Raw genomic sequence first — 16511 nt, forward strand, 5'->3', positions numbered from 1 at the left:
CGACGCCGCGGGGACCCATTGGCCCTCATCTGCCTCTGAAGCTTGGGCGTCTCTTTTCCAGGAAGGCGTGCATGCCTTCTTTCTGGTCCTCGGTCGAGAAAAGGAAATAGAAGCTCTTGCGCTCCGCCGCCAACCCCTCCGAGAGCGGGGCCTCAAACGCTTTGAGCACCGCTTCCTTGGCCATGCGGAGCGCAAGGGGAGCCTTGGACGCCAGCTGCCGTGCCGTGCGCCTGGCGACCTCGACCGTCATCTCGGCCGGCACGACCTTGTTGACCAGGCCGAGCTCGTACGCGCGCTGCGCGCTCACCGGCGCACCGGAGAGCATGACCTCCATGGCCGCGTACTTGCCCGCCGTCCGCGGCCATCGCTGCGTGCCCCCCGCGCCGGGGATGATGCCGAGATTGATCTCGGGCTGGCCGAGCCGCGCCCCGTCGCCGGCGATGATCAGGTCGCACATCAGCGCCAGCTCGCAGCCACCACCCAGGGCGTAGCCGTTCACCGCCGCGACGAGCGGCTTGCCGAACGCGGCGACGCCCGCCCAGCGGCCGGTCTGGTCGCGCCGCATCTGGTCGACGGCGGTGCGGTCGGCCATGTCGGCGATGTCCGCGCCAGCGGCGAACACGCGAGGGCCGCCGGTCAGCACGACCGCATGCACGTTTTCGTCGGCATCAAGCTCGCCCAGAGCCGCGTTGAGCTCTCGAATCAGGTCGGGGCTGAGGGCGTTCAGGACCTTCGGCCGGTTGAGGGTGACGGTCGCGATCGGGGCCTCGATATCAACCAGGATGTGCTCGTACCCCATGACGGCTATCATCGGCCATATGAGCTCCGCGAGGCTGACGGACTCGTACGGGCGGGTGGCCGACGACCTGAGGATCTCGATCACCGACCGCTGCAACTTCCGCTGCATCTACTGCATGCCGGCGGAGGGGCTGAAGTGGCTCAACCGCGAGGACATCCTGCGCTTCGAAGAGATCGCCCGGCTCGCACGCATCTTCGTCGAGAACTACGGCGTCCGGACCATCCGGATCACCGGCGGTGAGCCCCTGGTACGCGTGAAGGTCGAGGAGCTGGTCGGGATGATCAACGCCATCGACCCGACGCTCGACATCACCATGACCACCAACGGCGTGCTGCTGCGTCAGAAGGCGCTGGCGCTCAAGGAAGCCGGCCTCAAGCGCATCAACATCTCGCTCGACACGCTGCACATGGACCGCTTCCACGACATCGCGCGAAGCGACGCGTTCGGGCGGGTGATGGACGGCATCCAGGCTTCCCGAGAGGCGGGCCTGTGGCCGATCAAGCTGAACATGGTGGTCATGAAAGGCCACAACGACGACGAGGTCGTCGACTTTGCCCGTCTCGCCCGCGACGAGGGTTACGAGGTCCGGTTCATCGAATTCATGCCGCTGGACGGCGACGGCATCTGGACCAACGAGCAGGTGGTCCCCAGCCGGCGCATCCAGGAGCAGATCGAAGACCTGTTTCCGCTGCTGCCGGTCGCCGATCCGAGGCCTGGACCGGCCACCCGCTTCCGTTTCGCCGACGGCGCGCCGGGCGGGGTCGGCTTCATCTCATCGGTGAGCCAGGCGTTCTGCACCACCTGCAACCGCATCCGCCTGACCGCCGAGGGCGGCCTGCGCACGTGCCTGTTCTCTCTGCAGGAGACGCCGCTGCGCGACCTCATGCGGTCGGGCGTCTCGGACGAGCACCTCCGTGGCGTGATCGAGACCGCCGTCTGGCGCAAGGAGGAGGGCCACCTCATCAACCAGCCCGGCTTCATCAAGCCCGCAAAGTCGATGTCCCAGATCGGGGGTTAGACCCGCTGCTGCGGCCAGTCGAAGCTCAACGCCCCTACACCGTCACCGAGCTCGCCAACGAGATCCGGCGCGAGCTTCGCCCGCTCACCGCCATGCTGGTGAAGGGCGAGGTCAGCGGTATGAAGCGCGGCGGGGCCGGTCACTTCAACTTCTCCATCCAGGACGGCGTCAGCCGGCTCGACGCCGTCCTGTTCGCCGATGACGCGCGGCGGGTCACGACCCTGCCCGAAGACGGCCAGGTGTTCGTCTTCCGCGGCCGCGTCGATTTCTTCGGCAAGACCGGACGGCTCAGCTTCATCGTCGACCGGGTCGAGTTCGACGACGTCGGCAAGCTCCGCGCGCGGCTCGAGGAGCTGAAGCGCCGGCTCGAGGCCGAGGGCGCGTTCGCCCCGACGCGCAAGCGCCGCCTGCCCTTCCTTCCCCAAGCGGTCGCACTGGTCACCTCGCCCACCGGGGCCGTCATCCACGACCTCCAGGAAACGATCTTGGAGCGCTATCCGAACATGAGCATCGTCGTCTACCCGGTCCAGGTGCAGGGAGCGAGCGCGCCGGCCAGCGTCGCGCGAGCCCTACGGCGGTGCAACCAGGAGGCGCTGGCGGACGTTATCGTGGTGGCCCGTGGTGGCGGCAGCTTTGAGGAGATGTACGCGTTCAACACCGAGGTGGTGGCGCGCGCGATCCTCGAATCGAGGCTGCCGGTGGTCACCGCCCTCGGCCACACGTCCGACCGCACCGTCGCCGACCTCGTCGGTGATGCGGAGTGCCGGACGCCGACCGAAGCCGGCGCGCGCGTCGTGCCCAAGAAGTCGGACCTACTCACCCAGCTCCGCGAGCGGGGGCGCCGGCTGGACCGCGAGATCGGTCAGCGCGTCGCCCGGGAGGCGGAGCGCTTGGCCGTCAAAAAGCAGCGCATGGGGCAGCTCCTGCCCGCGCTCGTGCGCCAGCGGGTGGAGCGGCTGGCGAGGGCGGCCTCGGAGCTGGCTCGCTTGAGCCCGCTGGCGCAGGTCGCGCGGCGTGAGGACGCGATGCGAGAGCGTGGACGGCGACTGCACAGCGCCGCCCTGGCGCGGTTGACGCGAAGTCGCAACGCGCTTGCGGCCCGCCGCGCCGGCGACCGCCTCGACCGGGCGCTTGCCGAGCGCTTCGCCATCGCCGGTCGCGGGCTGGAGCACCGCCGGCAGCAACTGGTCGCCCTGAGCCCTGATGCGGTCCTCTCGCGCGGGTACAGCATCACCCAGGACGCCGAGTCTGGCGCGGTGCTGCGCTCCGCCGCCGGGACCGCAGTCGAGCGCAGGCTCCGCATCCGGCTGGGCGCCGGGCGGCTGGGCGCGCGCGTCGACGAGGTCGAGCCGTGAGCCAGGACCTGAGCTACGAGCAAGCGCTCGAGAAGCTGGACGAGAAGCTGAAGCTGCTCGAGGACGGAGACCTTTCGCTCGAGGACGCGCTCCAAGCCGTCGACGAAGCTCGGGTCTACCTGAAGGTATGCACCGAGCGCCTCGACGCGGCTCGCCGCAAGATCGAGATCCGAGCCGAGCCCGAACCGTTCGCCGGCTGATCAGTCGGCCGCGGTGGGTGCGGCCCCTGGCTGCGCCGGCTTCGCCAGCTCCAGCTGGTCGTTCATGACGCGCAGGCGGTGGCTCAGGTTCTTGACGAACTCCAGCAGCACCTCCGGGTGTTCGTGGACGATGGCGTGCATTCGATCTCGGCGCAGCACCCGCACGGTGCTGTCCTGGCTCGCCTCGGCGCTGGCAGAGCGCGGCTGATCGTCGAACACTGACATTTCGCCCACCACGGTGCTCGGTCCGTGGCGCGCGACGGTGACCTCGCGCCCGTCGTGGTCGAGATGAATTCGAATTTCGCCCTCGAGGACGACGTACAGCTCGGCGCCGACGTCGCCCTTCCGAAAGATCGACTCGCCTCGTGCGTAGTGGCGGGTCACCATGAGGCGGTCGATGCTCGCGAGCTGCTCCAGGCTGAGGGTGCTGAAGAGCGGCACGCGTTTGAGGGCGATCAGCTCTTTCATGTGCACGCCGAGCCCTTGGGCAACCGCTTCGGCGGTCTCCCGGACCCACTTGTCGGGATGGTTCGCAAGCGCTTTGAGCTCGGCATGTGTCAGCGGACGAGCCGACCCTCCCTCGAACGACCCGGGGTCCAGCAGCTGCGCCAGCCGCCCGGCGAGCCAGCCCGGGCCGAAGTTTATCAGCGTTTCCAGCGCCTCTATCCGGGCTCTGGACTCCTCGGATCGAAGGCCGCGTTCGACCGTGGCGAAGCCTCTTTTACCCTGCAGCGCCCTCATCGCCGCAAGCCCGGACTCGGCCGCGTTGTGGACGTAATCGTCGAGCCCGATGCGCAGCAGCGTGTAGCCGGCGACCACGTCACCCTCGTCCTTGGGCGCGCCCGCCGCCACCCGCGCCGCCAGCCGCGCCATGTGGAGCGCATCCGCCAGGTGCGACTCAAGATGGACCCGCGCCTGCCGAAAGAGGTCTGGGCGCCCGCTGCGTAGCAGGGCCTCGACGGTGGCCGCCGCGGTCTCGTCTCGCGACCTCAGCAGCGGCAGCGTGAGCACCAGAGCGTCGGGCGATTGAGCCGCCATCGCCTCCGCCGCCAGGCGTCGGGCGTCGCGGTCCCGACTGGCCAGCGCCTCAGCCAGGGCTTCGGCGAAAGCCTGGCGCTGGCCGCCCGGCGGCGTCCAGCGGACGGCCTGTCGAAGCGCCTCTCGCCGCACCTCGACGTCGCCATCCCGGAGGCAGGCGATCACGCCAGCGGACACGTTGGCGACCTGTGCCTTCATCTTGGCGAAGCTGCGGATCGCCTCCAAACGCACTCGCGGCTCAGCATCCCGCATGGCCTCCGCCACCATCTCCTGGGCGCCGACAAAAGCCGCCGCCCAGACGGCCGCGGCGCGATCGGTCGATGCATGGGAGCGCCAGAGCTCGCCCATGACCTCATCCGACCGCGACCACCGCTCCTTTCGGGTGGCCCCCGCGACGGCGGCAGCCGCCCGGACCCAACCGTCGGGGTCGCGCCCGGCCGCATCGAGCTGCTCCACGGCGATGCTGTCCGGAGGCGCCAGCTGCAAGGCCAGCCGGCGCACGACCGGGTCGGCCGCCGCCAGCAGCTCGGGCAGCATGGCCGTGAAGACGTCGGGCGAGAGCTTGCCCAGCGCGGCCGCCGCAAACTGTCGCGCCTTGTCGTCGGTGCCGCGAATGAAGCCCTGGAGCTCGGCGACCTGCTCCGGGCTGGGGCGGCCGACCGCCTGCTGGAAATCGCCAAGGCTCAGGGCGTGAGTGCGCAGCCGCTCATAGATCGCGTGCACGTACAGGCCCCGTACCCGCAGCGCCGCCAGGATGAACAGCACGCCGGCGGCGATGCCGATGACCGCCAGCACCTCGACGCCGGCCGCGCCCGACCTCTGGACCAGAAGCAAACCCGCGCCGCTGAGCACGGCGGCGCCCGGCAGCACCGCGTTTTCGAGCAGCAACTTGAGCTTCGGGCTCACCTGCGCCGGCAGGGCGGTGCCGAGCACGCTTTCGGCCGGGTCGTCCAGTCCGGTCTGGAGCCCGTTGCGGACGATGAACAGGAAGAGCGAGGTGGCCAGCACAGGGCTGAGGGCCACCGCCGTGAATCCGACAAGGGTGAATACAGGCAGGGCCATGATGGCGTTCTTCACGCCCAGCTGGTTGAGGACCCACGGGGTGACGAACAGGCTCACCGCCAGCTGGACGGCATAGCTCACCAGCCAGGCGTTGCCGATGAGGATCGTCAGCGACTGCAGGTTGCCGTGCGTCGCGGCGACGAAGAGCACGGCGACCAGGTAGTCGCCGACCCGGCTCGCGACCTGCAGGACCAGGGCGAGCAGGACCAGGGCGAGCACGAGCCTGCTCCCGGTCACATAGCGGACCGCACCCTTGAGGATGGCGAGGACGCCGTGCTTCTTGAGGGCAGCCTCGTGGTCGGCCAGGAACTCGTCGGCGTCGTCGATGAACTCCGGGCGAAACAGGCGCCGCTCGAGGCCGACGGAGATCAGCGCTGCCGCGCCGGCGCCGAAGGCCCAGACGATCATCAACGGCTCGGTCGAGTAGACGGCGACGACCGTGGTCGTGAAGCCGGCCAGGATGTAGCCGATGCTCGAGCCCGCGGCGATCACCGGGAAGATGCGCTTCCCCTCGAGCAGGTTGAAGTGCTGGCTCGCGAAGCTCCAGAAATGGAGCATCACCAGCTCGAACGCGACCGAGTAGACGACGTAGGCAGTGAAGGCCACGGTCGCGGTCTCCCCCACCGCGTATGCGGCATAGATGCCCAGGGCGGCCACGGAATTGAGTGCGAGATTCAGGCGGAATGCGCGGCCGACGCCGATTCTTCGGGTGACGATTCCCTGCAGCGCGACCATCGGCCAGACGGCCAGGGCCAGGACGATGAAGAAGAGCGGGTAGGCGTGCGGCCCCGCCTTGGCCAGGAATATCGCCTGGGTCGCGTTGAACGCCGTGTACATGGCCCAGCCGACGACGATCGCGAAGCCGGCGACCTGGAGCGTGCGGTTGAGCTCGCTGCGCCGGACGCGCAGGAACCTCGCCAGCATCGGCGACATGGCGTCCGGACTGACCCAGCCCTGCACGGCAAAGCGATTATTAGCTAACGCAACGCGGACGGCGCCTGGTCAGGTCTGCTGGACGCTCGCGATCCTCTCCAGGGCGGCGATTCGCTCCTCGATGGGAGGGTGGGTGTCGAACAGGTGGTTGAAGAAGCTGCCGTGGTGCTCCTGCGGGTTGTCGATGCACATCGCGGCCGCCGCGTGGTTGAAACGCTCGGGGGGCTTGTCGTTTTGCGCGATCTTCTTCAGCGCATTGATGAGGCCGACCGGGTTGCGTGTGAGCTCGACCCCACTCACGTCCGCAAGCGACTCGCGCTGGCGTGAGAGCGCGAGCTGCATGAGGGGCCCGACGAGGAAGGCGATGAGCGTGAACATGATGCCGACGGCGAAGACGACCAGGACTGCCCGGTCGTCACGGCTGCGGATGCGCCAAGCACCGTTCCAGTACATGCTCGCGATCAGCGCGGCGAGCCCGATCATGGTCGTGACCACCAGCAGCAGGCGGACGTCGAAGTTCCTGATGTGGCTCATCTCGTGCGCGAGCACGCCCTCCAGCTCCTCGCGGTTCATCATCTCGAGCAGCCCGGTCGTCACGGTCACCGCGGCGTGGTTGGGATCGCGCCCGGTGGCGAATGCGTTGGGACTCGGGTCGTTGATGATGAAGACCTCGGGCATCGGTAAGCCGACGCCGATGGCCAGCGCCTGGACGACGTTGTAGAGCTGCTGGAACCGCTGCGGATCGGCCTTCTGCGCGCCCATCGCGGAAAGGACCGTCGCCGACCCGAAGTAGTAGGAGAACAGAGCCGCGCCGACGCCCAGCAGGCCCAGGACCATGGCGCCCGTGATCGCGCCGCTCGTCCCGTAAGCGATCGCGCCGACGATCAGGCCGGCCACCAGCCAGACCGCGAGAAACCCGAGGATCACGACGACGCTGTTGCGCTTGTTGCGGGCGATCTGGTGATACACCTAGCTCGACTCTCTCCTCGTCCTACCCCTTGCAACTGAATCTTTTACCCATTCTGCCGCCCATCGACCCCAGATCTGCGCCCAGACCAACCCGTTGCCGAACGCCGAAACGTCCTCGGCGTGGTGCTTGAAGTGGTAAGCCCACATCGCCCGGTGCCGCTCGTATGACATCCGCCTTCGCGCCCCGGCATCGCCCGGGCGGTCGTGATGGACGGCGCCGGCGGCCGGCAGGTAGAAGACCTTCCAACCGCCGAGCTTGAGCCGGTAGCACAGGTCGATGTCCTCGCCGAACAGGAAGTAGCGCGGATCGAAGAACCCGACACGATCCAAGGCCGCCGTCCGCAGCATCAGGCAGGCGCCGGTGCCGGAATCCATCTCGTGGACATCCGATTCCGGGACGTGCCCCATGTTGTGGCGGCCGAAGCGCGGGCTCTTCGGAAACAGCCGGCTCAGACCGACGGTCCGGTAGAAGAGCGTGCTCGGGAGGGGAAAGGCCCGGCGTGCGTCAGGGTCGAAGCGGCCGTCAGAGAGCAGGACCCGCGGACCCACAGCCCCAGCGTCCGGCCGCGTCAGGAGGAAATCCGCGAGCCTGCCGACGCACTGCGGGTCGACCGTCACGTCGGTGTTCAGAAGAAGCACGAAGCGGCCCTGGCAGCGCTCCAGCCCGACGTTCGCGGCCCGCCCGTAGCCGAGGTTCTTCGGCTGGACGAGCACGGTCGCCTGCGGATACTCGTCCGTGACCGCCGCGGCCGATCCGTCAGACGAGTCGTTGTCCACGACCACGGCTTCCACCGGCACGTCCGCACTCGCGAAGAAAGCCTGCAGACACCGGAGAAGAAGGTCCTTGGCGTTGTAGCTGACTATCAGTGCTGAGACGATGGGCTTCGCCTGATCGGGCATCGGGAACGCATTATCGCCGCCGGGGCGCGGTGCACGCGTCGAGTAGAATCTCCCGGACTGTGCAGACCGGCGCGCGACTGGGTCTCGGCCAGCGCCTGGCCCAGGTCCGGCGGAACCGGTTGGTCCGGCAAAACTTGGTCCTGTTCGTCGGCGGACTGGTCGCGGGCATCGGCGGGTTCGTCTTCCACGCCATCGCGGGGAGGGTGCTCGGGCCGGCCACCTACGGCCAGGTTGCATTCCTGATCGCGCTTTACGCCGTCGGGACCGCCCCGGCCCTGATCCTGATCGTCGTCCTCGCCAGGTACACCGCGACATTGGCGGCTCGCGGAGATGCCGGCGTCCGGTCGCTTCTGGCCCGCACCACCAGGCTGGTCGCCATCCCCTGCCTGGTGGCGGTGCTCCTGACGACCCTGTTCGCGCGTCCGGTGGCGGCCTTCGAGCACCTGGGTTCGACGATCCCGATCGTCATCCTCGGCTTCTCGATCGCGCTGATCTGGCAGGTGGCGATTCCGCGCGGCATCCTCCAGGGAGTGCAGAGATTCCCGGCGCTTTCACTCAACCTTTCGCTGGAGCTGATCGTGCGCACCGCCGTGGTGTTCGGGCTGCTCAAAGCCGGCTATGCCGTTTCAGGCGCGATGGCGGCGGTGTTCACGGGGCTCGCCATCTGCTTCGGTGTAGGACTGTATTCACTGCGCGACCACTTCCGCCGCACGGGCAGAAGGGTCCGGTTGCGGGTCATGGCCGGGTTCTCACTGACCGCGGCCGCAGGCATCATCGGCATCCAGATCCTCTACAACCAGGACGTGATCCTCGCCGAGCACTACCTGAGCGGCCATGACGGCGGCATCTACGGCGGGCTGAACAAGATCGGGACCATCCTCTTCTTCCTGACCCTGAGCGTCAGCCAGGTGCTGTTCCCGAGAGTTGTGGAGGCGGTGGCCAAGGAGCAGCACCCTGGGCGGATCCTCCTCTCCTCAGCCGGGATCCTGGCGGCGCTGGGCGCCGGCGCCCTGCTGGTCTTTGCCGTGGTGCCGGGGCTGGTCGTCGGCATCCTGTTCGGTCCCGGGTTCCGCGACGCGACGCCTTACGTGTTCGCCGTGGGCGTCATCGGCCTGGCGCTGTCGCTGGACAACCTGCTCGTCCAGTTCTTCATGGCGGTGCACGATCGCGTCTTCGTTCCGATACTCGCGGCGGCCTGCGGCGCCGAGGGGTTGCTGATCATCCTGTTCCACGCCAGAGTCGGGCAGATCGTGCTCGACGTTCTGGCCGCCCTGATCGCCCTGCTGGTGCTGCTGAGCATCCGCTGCTACCTGCTCCTACCCAGCCTGCATGCGGAGAGCCTCGCGGAAGCCGAGCCGGCGATCGACTAGAAACAATGAGTCCCGTCGCCCTTGCGGGCTCCGGGACTCATAAAAACGCTCGGCAACGACCTACTCTCCCACCGGGTTACCCCGACAGTACCATCGGCGCTGGAGGGCTTAACTGCCGTGTTCGGAATGGGAACGGGTGTCTCCCCTCCGCCATGGTCACCGAACGCATCGATTATAGCCAGGTTGGGGTGAGGGGATCATGTACCCCGCTCTCCCCCTCGGGAAGAAGGTTGGGGTGAGGGAACCATGCATCTTCAAGGTCACCACCTCGGCTCTGCTGTCGCATCATCGGACAGCGCGCGAGGGCCACTGGCAGGTGGTCCCCAAGGATTCGGGAAGGTGCCCCTCCCGCCTCTACCATTCGCCTCCCGAGCGGTGGTAGGCGCCGGTCAGCGGGTCCGGCGACGCCGCGCGCGGAGGCTCTTGATCTTGCGAGCTTCCGCCGGCGGGACGTAGTGCGAACGGCGTCGCATCTCGCGCACGAGCCCCTGCTCCTGCACCTTGCGGCGGAACTCCCGAAGTGCCTGCTCGAACTCCTCGGGATCCTTGACTACGATACGCACAACCCTCCAAGGATAACCGGTCAGCGGCAGCCGCTGCTCTGTGAGGTCTCCTCGAGGCCGAACCGATCGACCGCCAGCCGCCTCAGGCACCGCGCCGGGGTTGCCATGGGTCAGATCGCCGGTCCCGCTATCAGTGTGACCGTCGCGGTATGCGTGCCATTCTGGTCGACCCAGGTCACAGGCAAGCGCTCGCCCGGCTTGTGGGCGTGGAGCGCGGTGCCAAGCGTGTCGATCGAGATGACAGCTGCGCCTCCGACCGCCGTGATGACGGAGTACTGGCCGATGCCGGCCGCGGCAGCGGGTGATCCCGGTTGCACGCCGACCACGAGGGCGCCCGACGGCACGTTCAGGCCGAGCCGCGCGGCGATGGAGCCGTCCAAGTCGCGGACCTGGACTCCCAGGAAACCGACGGGACCGATGATGAACCCGGAGCCGGATTGACCCGAGCGAATCTTGTTGACGCTCGCGAGCGCGGCATCCGACGGGACCGCGTACGCGACGGTTGAGCTGGTCGACCGGAAACCCTGCACGTCCCCAGCGGTGATCATCCCGATGACCTGGCCGGCGGCGTTGACGAGCGGGCCGCCTGAATCGCCCTGGCTGATGCTGGCGTCGCTCTGGATCATCCCGGTCAGGGTTTCTGAGGCGGCGCGGCCTTCACCGGCCGTGATGGTTTGATCGAGAGCCGTGATCGTGCCCTGGGTGGCGTGCGGAGTGCCGCCCAGACCGAGCGCGTTGCCAAGGGCGACGACCTTGTCGCCGACGTGAAGGCTCGAAGAGCGCGCCATCGTCACGACCGGCAACCCGGAGACGCCGCGGATTTGAAGAAGAGCGACGTCCGCGCTCAGATGCACGCCGACGACCTCGGCCGCGTACGTTCCAGAACGACCCGCGATCGTGACCTGGATCTTGGTGGCTCCGTTGATGACGTGGTTGTTGGTCAGCACCTCACCTGAGGAGGTCAGGATCATGCCGGTGCCGGCCGCCTCGCCGGAGACGGTGACGGTGTTGATGTCGACGATCGCGGGATCCACCTTGGCGGCGATGGCGGCGGCGTTGAGGCTTCCGTTCTGGGCACCGGCTCCGGACCCGGTGTCCGGGTTGACGGCCTGGATCGGCGCCGGCAACGAGATCTGCGGCGGGTGCGGGCTGATGCCTCTCGCCAGGCTCCAGCCGATGCCGGCGCCGCCTGCGGCGGCCACGACCGCGACCAGCACCACGATCGACGCGATGCGATGCCCCAACGAGTTGTTGGCGGGGGCGGCAGCAGGCGGCGCTGGCGGCAGCGGCGACGGTGGATCCGCCGGCTGCGGCGCGGTCAGCGACGGCTGACCCGATTCAATCGATTCTCTGTCCATTTCCGACATGTGGGTTGGCCTCCGGTAGCGAGGTGCTCGAGATGTGTCCCACGATGCGGCCGGAAACTTTGAGAACGGTGGCAGAACCCTTGGAGTTGGCTGAGAAATTTGCTTATTGCCGGTTGCCAGCCGGTGTCTCATGCTCCCGGCATGAAGATGCTCAGCGGTCTCGCAAGCTTCAGAGGCACCCTCATCCAACCGGAGGACGGCGGCTACCACGAGGCGCGGCGGATCTGGAACGACGCCATCGACCGCAGGCCCGCGGTGATCGCGCGGTGCATGGACACGGACGACGCGGCGATGGCGCTCAGACACGCACTTGCCGAGGGGCTGCCGGTCGCGATCCGTGGCGGCGGGCACAACGTCGCCGGTTCGGCCCTGTGCGACGGCGGGGTCGTGATCGACTTTTCGGCGCTCCGAGGGGTGGAGGTGGAGCCTCGTGCGCGAACCGCCTGGGTCGAGCCAGGGGCTCTGTGGGGCGACTTCGATGCCGCCACCCAGGCCCACGGCCTGGCCGCGCCGGCTGGAATCGTCACCCACACGGGCGTGGCGGGGCTGACGGTCGGCGGTGGCTTCGGCTGGCTCAGCCGGCGCTGGGGATTGACGTCCGACAACCTGCTCTCAGTCGAGATGCTGCTCGCCGATGGGAGCCGGGTCCGCGCGGCGGCCGACGAGCACGAGGAGCTCTTCTGGGCAGTGCGCGGCGGCGGCGGGAACTTTGGGATCGTGACCAGATTCGAGTTCCAGCTCCACCCGCTTGGCAACATGGTCCTCGCCGGACCGCTCCTGTTCACTCCTGAGCAGGCGCGCGAAGCGCTCGCTTTCTATCGAGAGTTCATCTCCTCCGCGCCGAACGAGCTGGCCGTTTACGTCAGCCTCCGCACCGCACCACCGCTCGACTGGGTTCCACAGGATTTGCGCGGCACTGACGTCCTGATGCTCATCCCCTGCTATGCCGGTGAGCCGGAGCACGGAGAGGAGGTGCTGCGGCCGCTGCGCAAGTTCGGACCACCCGCGGCCGACCTCGTTCAGCGAAAGCCATACCTCGAGCACCAGTCGATGTTCGACGCCAGCGTCCCGCACCACTGGGGCTACTACTGGAAGTCGCATTACCTGCCTTCGCTGACGGACGCTGCCGTGGAGGTCATGTTGGAGCGGGCATGGGGCAAGGCCTCACCGGCCTCGTACACCCTCCTGTTCCACCTCGGAGGTGCCATCGCCGAGCGGCCGGAGGACGCCACCGCCGCGAGCGGCCGCGACGCCGTGCACGCGATCAACATCAACGCCGCATGGCCGGAGGGAGGGCCTCAGCATCCCGACATCAGCTGGTGCCGCGACTACTTTGCCGCCCTGGAGCCGCACTCGACCGGCGGTGTGTACGTGAACTTCCTCCACAACGACGAAGGCGAGGCTCGCGTGCGCGCCGCCTATGGTCCGCGCTACGAACGGCTGGCCCGGATCAAGGCGCGGTACGACCCGGACAACATCTTTCGATCCAACCAGAACATCAAACCGGCGGATGGAGTCGCGTGACGCCGCTCGTCGCCTGTCATTTCCCGGCCAAGCGGCCGCGGGCCGGCGGACGCAAGCTCAGCTGATGCAGCCAGGCGATCAGCTCGGCGGCAACTCACTTGAGGTGAGACCTTCGGTGAGGGGCTGCCACGCTTCCAACGCGAGGTCTGCGGCTTCGTCAAGGCTGAGGACCTTGCCGCTGACGCCATGACCCGCGGCCCAGGTTTCGGCCAGCTCGCGGTTGGCGAAGAGATTGCTGTTCGGACACCACTCCTCATACACGTTCTGGCAGCAGTCGATCAGCTCTGTATCAGGCCGGAAGAGTACCGCGTCGCTCGGCCGCGGCCTGCCGCGATCGAAACGGACTTCGATCAGGCTGCGGTCGGGCGGACTCGGAGAGAACGCCCGGCCGCCAGCCCGTAGAGCTCCGAAGATGCCGAGGATGTCGTAGGCGCACCAGGTCCAGAACCGGCGTCCCTCGACTTCGATCTCGTGGCGGTCAGGAATGACGCTCAGGCCGGTTGAACCGACGACCTGCCCGGCACCGTCGCGCCGGATGCGCCCGGCCCGGTCCAGTTCTTCGAGCAGCGCGGCCAGCCGGTCCAAGCGGAGGCCGGAGGCCTCGGCAAGCGTCTCGGGTGCGATCGCTTCGGCACGAGTGAACAGGAGCTGAAACGCCGCGGTTCGCACCAGGGCCTCGAGGTCGAGCGGCGGCTTCAGCCTCGTCTTCGGCCGGCGGACGGACATCCCGCTCATGCCGCGCAGCAGCTCAGCTTGGACACGTCGCGCTTGAAAGTCTGGGCGGCGAGCTTGAAGGCCTCGGCGAACGTGAGGTATGGCGCCCAGGCATTGGCGATGTCATCGGTGGTCAGCCCGAACTGGATCGCCAGGACGGCGCTGTGGATGACGTCCCCGGCTCCGTCGGCGACCATGCTGGCGCCGAGGATCTTGCCCGTTCCGACCTCCGCCACGATCTTCATGAAGCCTCGGGTATCACGGTTGACCAGCGCCCTGGGCACCGCCGACATCGGTAGGACGCGGCACTCGCATTTGATGCCTCGGGCGTTCGCCTGCTCGTCAGTGAGCCCCGCGGCGGCGAAAGTCGGCGAGGTGAAGATCACCCGCGGCAAGGCGTGGAAGTCGACTTTTCGTCCGGCCGCCTGGAGGGCGTTGCGGGCAGCGATGTTGCCCTCATAGGCCGCGACGTAGACGAACTGCCGGTGCCCGGTCACGTCGCCCGCCGCCCACACCCGCGGATTCGTGGTCTGGAGATCGTCACCGACCTTGATCGCCCGGTTTTTGGTCACCTCGATGCCGGCTTTCTCCAGCCCGAGGCTCTCGGTGTTCGGCCTCCGGCCCGTCGCGACCAGGATCTCATCGACGTCCAGGACTTCTTCTCGGCCGTCGTGCCTGAAGCTGACGCGTCGCCCGCCGGCGACCCGTTCGACCCCGGTCACCTCAGCATTGGTGATCACCCGCGCGCCCTCCTGCTCGAGGACGGCCGTGAGCGTCTGTGAGGTTTCGGGCTCCTCCCGCGACGCCACTTCGCCGCGGGTGATGAAGGTGACGCTGCTACCCAGGTGCATGAAGAGCTGGCCCATCTCCAGTCCCACCGGACCGGCGCCCAGCACGGCCATCCGCTTCGGCGGTTGGCGGAGCTCGAGCGCCGTGGTGCTGGTGAGGTAGCCCGCGTCCTTCAGGCCGGGAACCGGCGGAACGGCCGGCGATCCGCCGGTCGCGATGATGTACTTGCCGGCGCGAATCAGCTCGCCGCCGCACTCGATGGTCTGCGCATCCACGAACTCAGCCAAACCTTTGCAAATCGTGAAGCCATAGCTCGCGGCGAGATCCATGTACTTCTCCTGGCGCAGCTCATCGACGAGTGCCGCCTTGGCGTCCACCAGCTGCCCAAGGTCGAAGCCGAGCGCCGCCCGTTCGATGCCGGCGAACGGATGATGGCCCGCACGGTAGCGCTGTTCGGCTGGAGCCAGCATCGCTTTGGATGGAACGCATCCCACATTGACGCAGGTGCCGCCGACGACGTTGGACTCCATGAGGGCGACGCGGGCACCGGCGCCGGCGGCGTGGATGGCAGCCGCGAACGCCGCCGATCCGGAGCCGATGACGACGAGGTCGTAATCGGAGCGCGCGTCGCCGACAACGGCACGAAAGCCCGTCGGCCGCTCGGCTTCGGCCGCGATCGAGGTGACCTTGTAGCCGGCCTCTTCGACGGCGCTGGTCAGCTGGTGATCTGAAGCGTCAGCGGCTTCAAAGACCGCCTGGCCGCCACGCCAGCTGACCTGGGCCGCCGCCGCCCCCGCCGACGTCAGTGCCTCGGCCACGGTCTTTTCGCAGTGCTCGCAGGTCATGCCCTCGATCTCCATGCGCTTGGTCGTCATCTGTGGTGCCTCCTCATGAAATGCAATCCCGTGCCAGCCGGACATGAATATAGTATCCTGTTTGCCAGATATGAATTCCGTCTTCCAGGCTCCGACTGAGACGAGCGCGGCGGCGCGCTTCTTTCGCGTCCTGGGCGATCCCACGCGCCTGAAGCTCCTGCAGCTGCTCAGCGCAGGCGAGCGCACGGTTGGCGAGCTGGTCGCCGCGGTCGAACAGCCACAGCCTCGAGTCAGCACCCATCTCGCCTGCCTGCGTCACTGCGGTTTCGTCAGCACCGAGCGGCGGGGCAAGGAAGTCATCTATCGCCTTGCACTGGACGGCCTGGTCGGCATCATGGATCGGGCGGCGGACGCGATGGAACCGATCTGCGACCGGCTCGCCGCCTGCACGCGTATCGGACCTGAGTGGGTGTGATGGAGAGTCGAAGAACAGCGGAGCCGGCCGATTCTCCCGAGCACGGACCGGCAGGAGGCCAGGCGCCAACCGGCCCGCGATCACCGGCCCGGACTCGATCGCTCGCCGCCCCGGTGATGGCGATCGTTGCCGTCGTCTGCTGCGCCGGCCCGCTTTTCGTCGGCGCGTTGGCCGCGACCGGGGCGGGCGCGTGGCTGGCCGCGCATGGATACACCATTGGCGCCGCCGCACTGGTGGTGCTGGCGGCACTTCTCGCCTGGCGCATCCGCGAGCGCATGAGCCGGGGGTGAGGCTGCGCCTCGTCTCGCATCGGCCGAACCAGGCTGACCCCCACCCCGCCGGGATCGGACGATGATCCGATCGGCCCGATGCGCCGTACCAGTCGGTGAGGCGGCGGCGCGGCGATCTTGGGGAGGCTCGGATGGCAAGGCGGCTCAGCGCGCGAGAAACCGAGGTGCTCGCGTTGGCGGCCCGTGGATTGACCTATAAGGAGATCGCTTCGCGCCTGGGCATCTCGACCCGAACCGCACGCAACCACATCACGCACATCTACGGCAAGCTGGGCATCCACGACCGCGCGGGTGCAGCTCTCAGCGCAGTCCGCTTAGGCCTGGTCTAGG

The 16511-nt window shown here is 68.0% G+C and carries 15 protein-coding genes and 1 rRNA gene; 7 read left to right on the top strand and 9 right to left on the bottom strand.

What is annotated here, in order from left to right; all coding sequences use genetic code 11:
- Window positions 1-25: 25 nt before the first annotated feature.
- On the bottom strand, window positions 26-799 hold the full coding sequence (locus EPN29_07440) for an enoyl-CoA hydratase (GenBank protein ID TAN32916.1): 774 nt from the start codon (window positions 797-799) through the stop codon (window positions 26-28).
- Window positions 800-818: 19 nt separating this feature from the next.
- Here EPN29_07440 and moaA point away from each other — a divergent pair, with 19 nt between their 5' ends.
- Genes moaA through xseB form a run of 3 tightly spaced genes read left to right on the top strand, consistent with a single transcriptional unit; the run spans window position 819 to window position 3372 of the window.
- Window positions 819-1817, top strand: coding sequence for a GTP 3',8-cyclase MoaA (gene moaA / locus EPN29_07445; GenBank protein TAN32846.1), 999 nt, complete (start codon window positions 819-821; stop codon window positions 1815-1817).
- Window positions 1643-3172, top strand: coding sequence for an exodeoxyribonuclease VII large subunit (xseA, locus tag EPN29_07450; GenBank protein ID TAN32847.1), 1530 nt, complete (start codon window positions 1643-1645; stop codon window positions 3170-3172). The genes moaA and xseA overlap by 175 nt, the downstream gene beginning before the upstream one ends.
- A complete protein-coding gene (gene xseB, locus EPN29_07455; GenBank protein TAN32848.1) occupies window positions 3169-3372 on the top strand; it encodes an exodeoxyribonuclease VII small subunit in 204 nt (67 codons plus the stop codon). Before xseA ends, xseB begins: the two co-directional genes overlap by 4 nt.
- On the opposite strand, the gene EPN29_07460 is transcribed toward xseB, so the two are convergent.
- From EPN29_07460 to EPN29_07470, 3 genes are read right to left on the bottom strand one after another with little or no spacing between them, the layout of a single operon-like run.
- Window positions 3373-6432 carry a cyclic nucleotide-binding domain-containing protein gene (locus EPN29_07460; protein TAN32849.1) on the bottom strand — a complete coding sequence of 1020 codons (3060 nt, stop codon included), beginning with the start codon at window positions 6430-6432 and terminating at the stop codon, window positions 3373-3375.
- 42 nt (window positions 6433-6474) lie between these two features.
- Window positions 6475-7374 (bottom strand): zinc metalloprotease HtpX, encoded by a 900-nt coding sequence (locus EPN29_07465; protein TAN32850.1) that lies wholly within the window; start codon window positions 7372-7374, stop codon window positions 6475-6477.
- Window positions 7375-8511 (bottom strand): glycosyltransferase family 2 protein, encoded by a 1137-nt coding sequence (locus EPN29_07470; protein ID TAN32851.1) that lies wholly within the window; start codon window positions 8509-8511, stop codon window positions 7375-7377. It lies immediately after the preceding gene.
- Between EPN29_07470 and EPN29_07475 the strand changes: the two genes are divergently transcribed.
- The gene (locus tag EPN29_07475; protein ID TAN32852.1) at window positions 8241-9644 is read left to right on the top strand and encodes a hypothetical protein; all 1404 of its coding nucleotides are present in this window, start codon (window positions 8241-8243) and stop codon (window positions 9642-9644) included. The two genes, EPN29_07470 and EPN29_07475, sit on opposite strands and share 271 nt — an antisense overlap.
- A gap of 47 nt (window positions 9645-9691) precedes the next feature.
- On the opposite strand, the gene rrf is transcribed toward EPN29_07475, so the two are convergent.
- The 3 genes from rrf to EPN29_07490 all read right to left on the bottom strand — a co-directional run bounded on the left by rrf (window position 9692) and on the right by EPN29_07490 (window position 11706).
- Window positions 9692-9808: ribosomal RNA gene (rrf, locus tag EPN29_07480) — 5S ribosomal RNA — on the bottom strand.
- A 225-nt stretch (window positions 9809-10033) separates the two neighbouring features.
- Window positions 10034-10231, bottom strand: coding sequence for a 30S ribosomal protein S21 (gene rpsU, locus EPN29_07485; GenBank protein TAN32917.1), 198 nt, complete (start codon window positions 10229-10231; stop codon window positions 10034-10036).
- 86 nt (window positions 10232-10317) lie between these two features.
- Window positions 10318-11706, bottom strand: coding sequence for a PDZ domain-containing protein (locus tag EPN29_07490; protein ID TAN32853.1), 1389 nt, complete (start codon window positions 11704-11706; stop codon window positions 10318-10320).
- A gap of 9 nt (window positions 11707-11715) precedes the next feature.
- Here EPN29_07490 and EPN29_07495 point away from each other — a divergent pair, with 9 nt between their 5' ends.
- Window positions 11716-13098 carry an FAD-binding oxidoreductase gene (locus tag EPN29_07495; protein TAN32854.1) on the top strand — a complete coding sequence of 461 codons (1383 nt, stop codon included), beginning with the start codon at window positions 11716-11718 and terminating at the stop codon, window positions 13096-13098.
- Window positions 13099-13176: 78 nt separating this feature from the next.
- On the opposite strand, the gene EPN29_07500 is transcribed toward EPN29_07495, so the two are convergent.
- Together EPN29_07500 and merA are read right to left on the bottom strand one after the other, a co-directional pair.
- Complete coding sequence (locus EPN29_07500) at window positions 13177-13833, bottom strand: hypothetical protein (GenBank protein TAN32855.1); 657 nt, start codon at window positions 13831-13833, stop codon at window positions 13177-13179.
- On the bottom strand, window positions 13830-15476 hold the full coding sequence (merA, locus tag EPN29_07505; GenBank protein TAN32856.1) for a mercury(II) reductase: 1647 nt from the start codon (window positions 15474-15476) through the stop codon (window positions 13830-13832). Before merA ends, EPN29_07500 begins: the two co-directional genes overlap by 4 nt.
- A gap of 70 nt (window positions 15477-15546) precedes the next feature.
- On the opposite strand from merA, the gene EPN29_07510 reads away from it, so the two are divergent.
- Both EPN29_07510 and EPN29_07515 read left to right on the top strand, forming a co-directional pair.
- Entirely contained in the window at window positions 15547-15891 is a 345-nt protein-coding gene (locus tag EPN29_07510; GenBank protein ID TAN32857.1) for an ArsR family transcriptional regulator, read from the top strand.
- A 421-nt stretch (window positions 15892-16312) separates the two neighbouring features.
- Window positions 16313-16510, top strand: a complete 198-nt coding sequence (locus tag EPN29_07515) for a response regulator transcription factor (protein TAN32858.1) — start codon at window positions 16313-16315, stop codon at window positions 16508-16510.
- Window position 16511 lies beyond the last annotated feature (1 nt).

Source organism: bacterium, from assembly GCA_004299235.1.
Lineage (GTDB): Bacteria > Chloroflexota > Dormibacteria > Dormibacterales > Dormibacteraceae > SCQL01.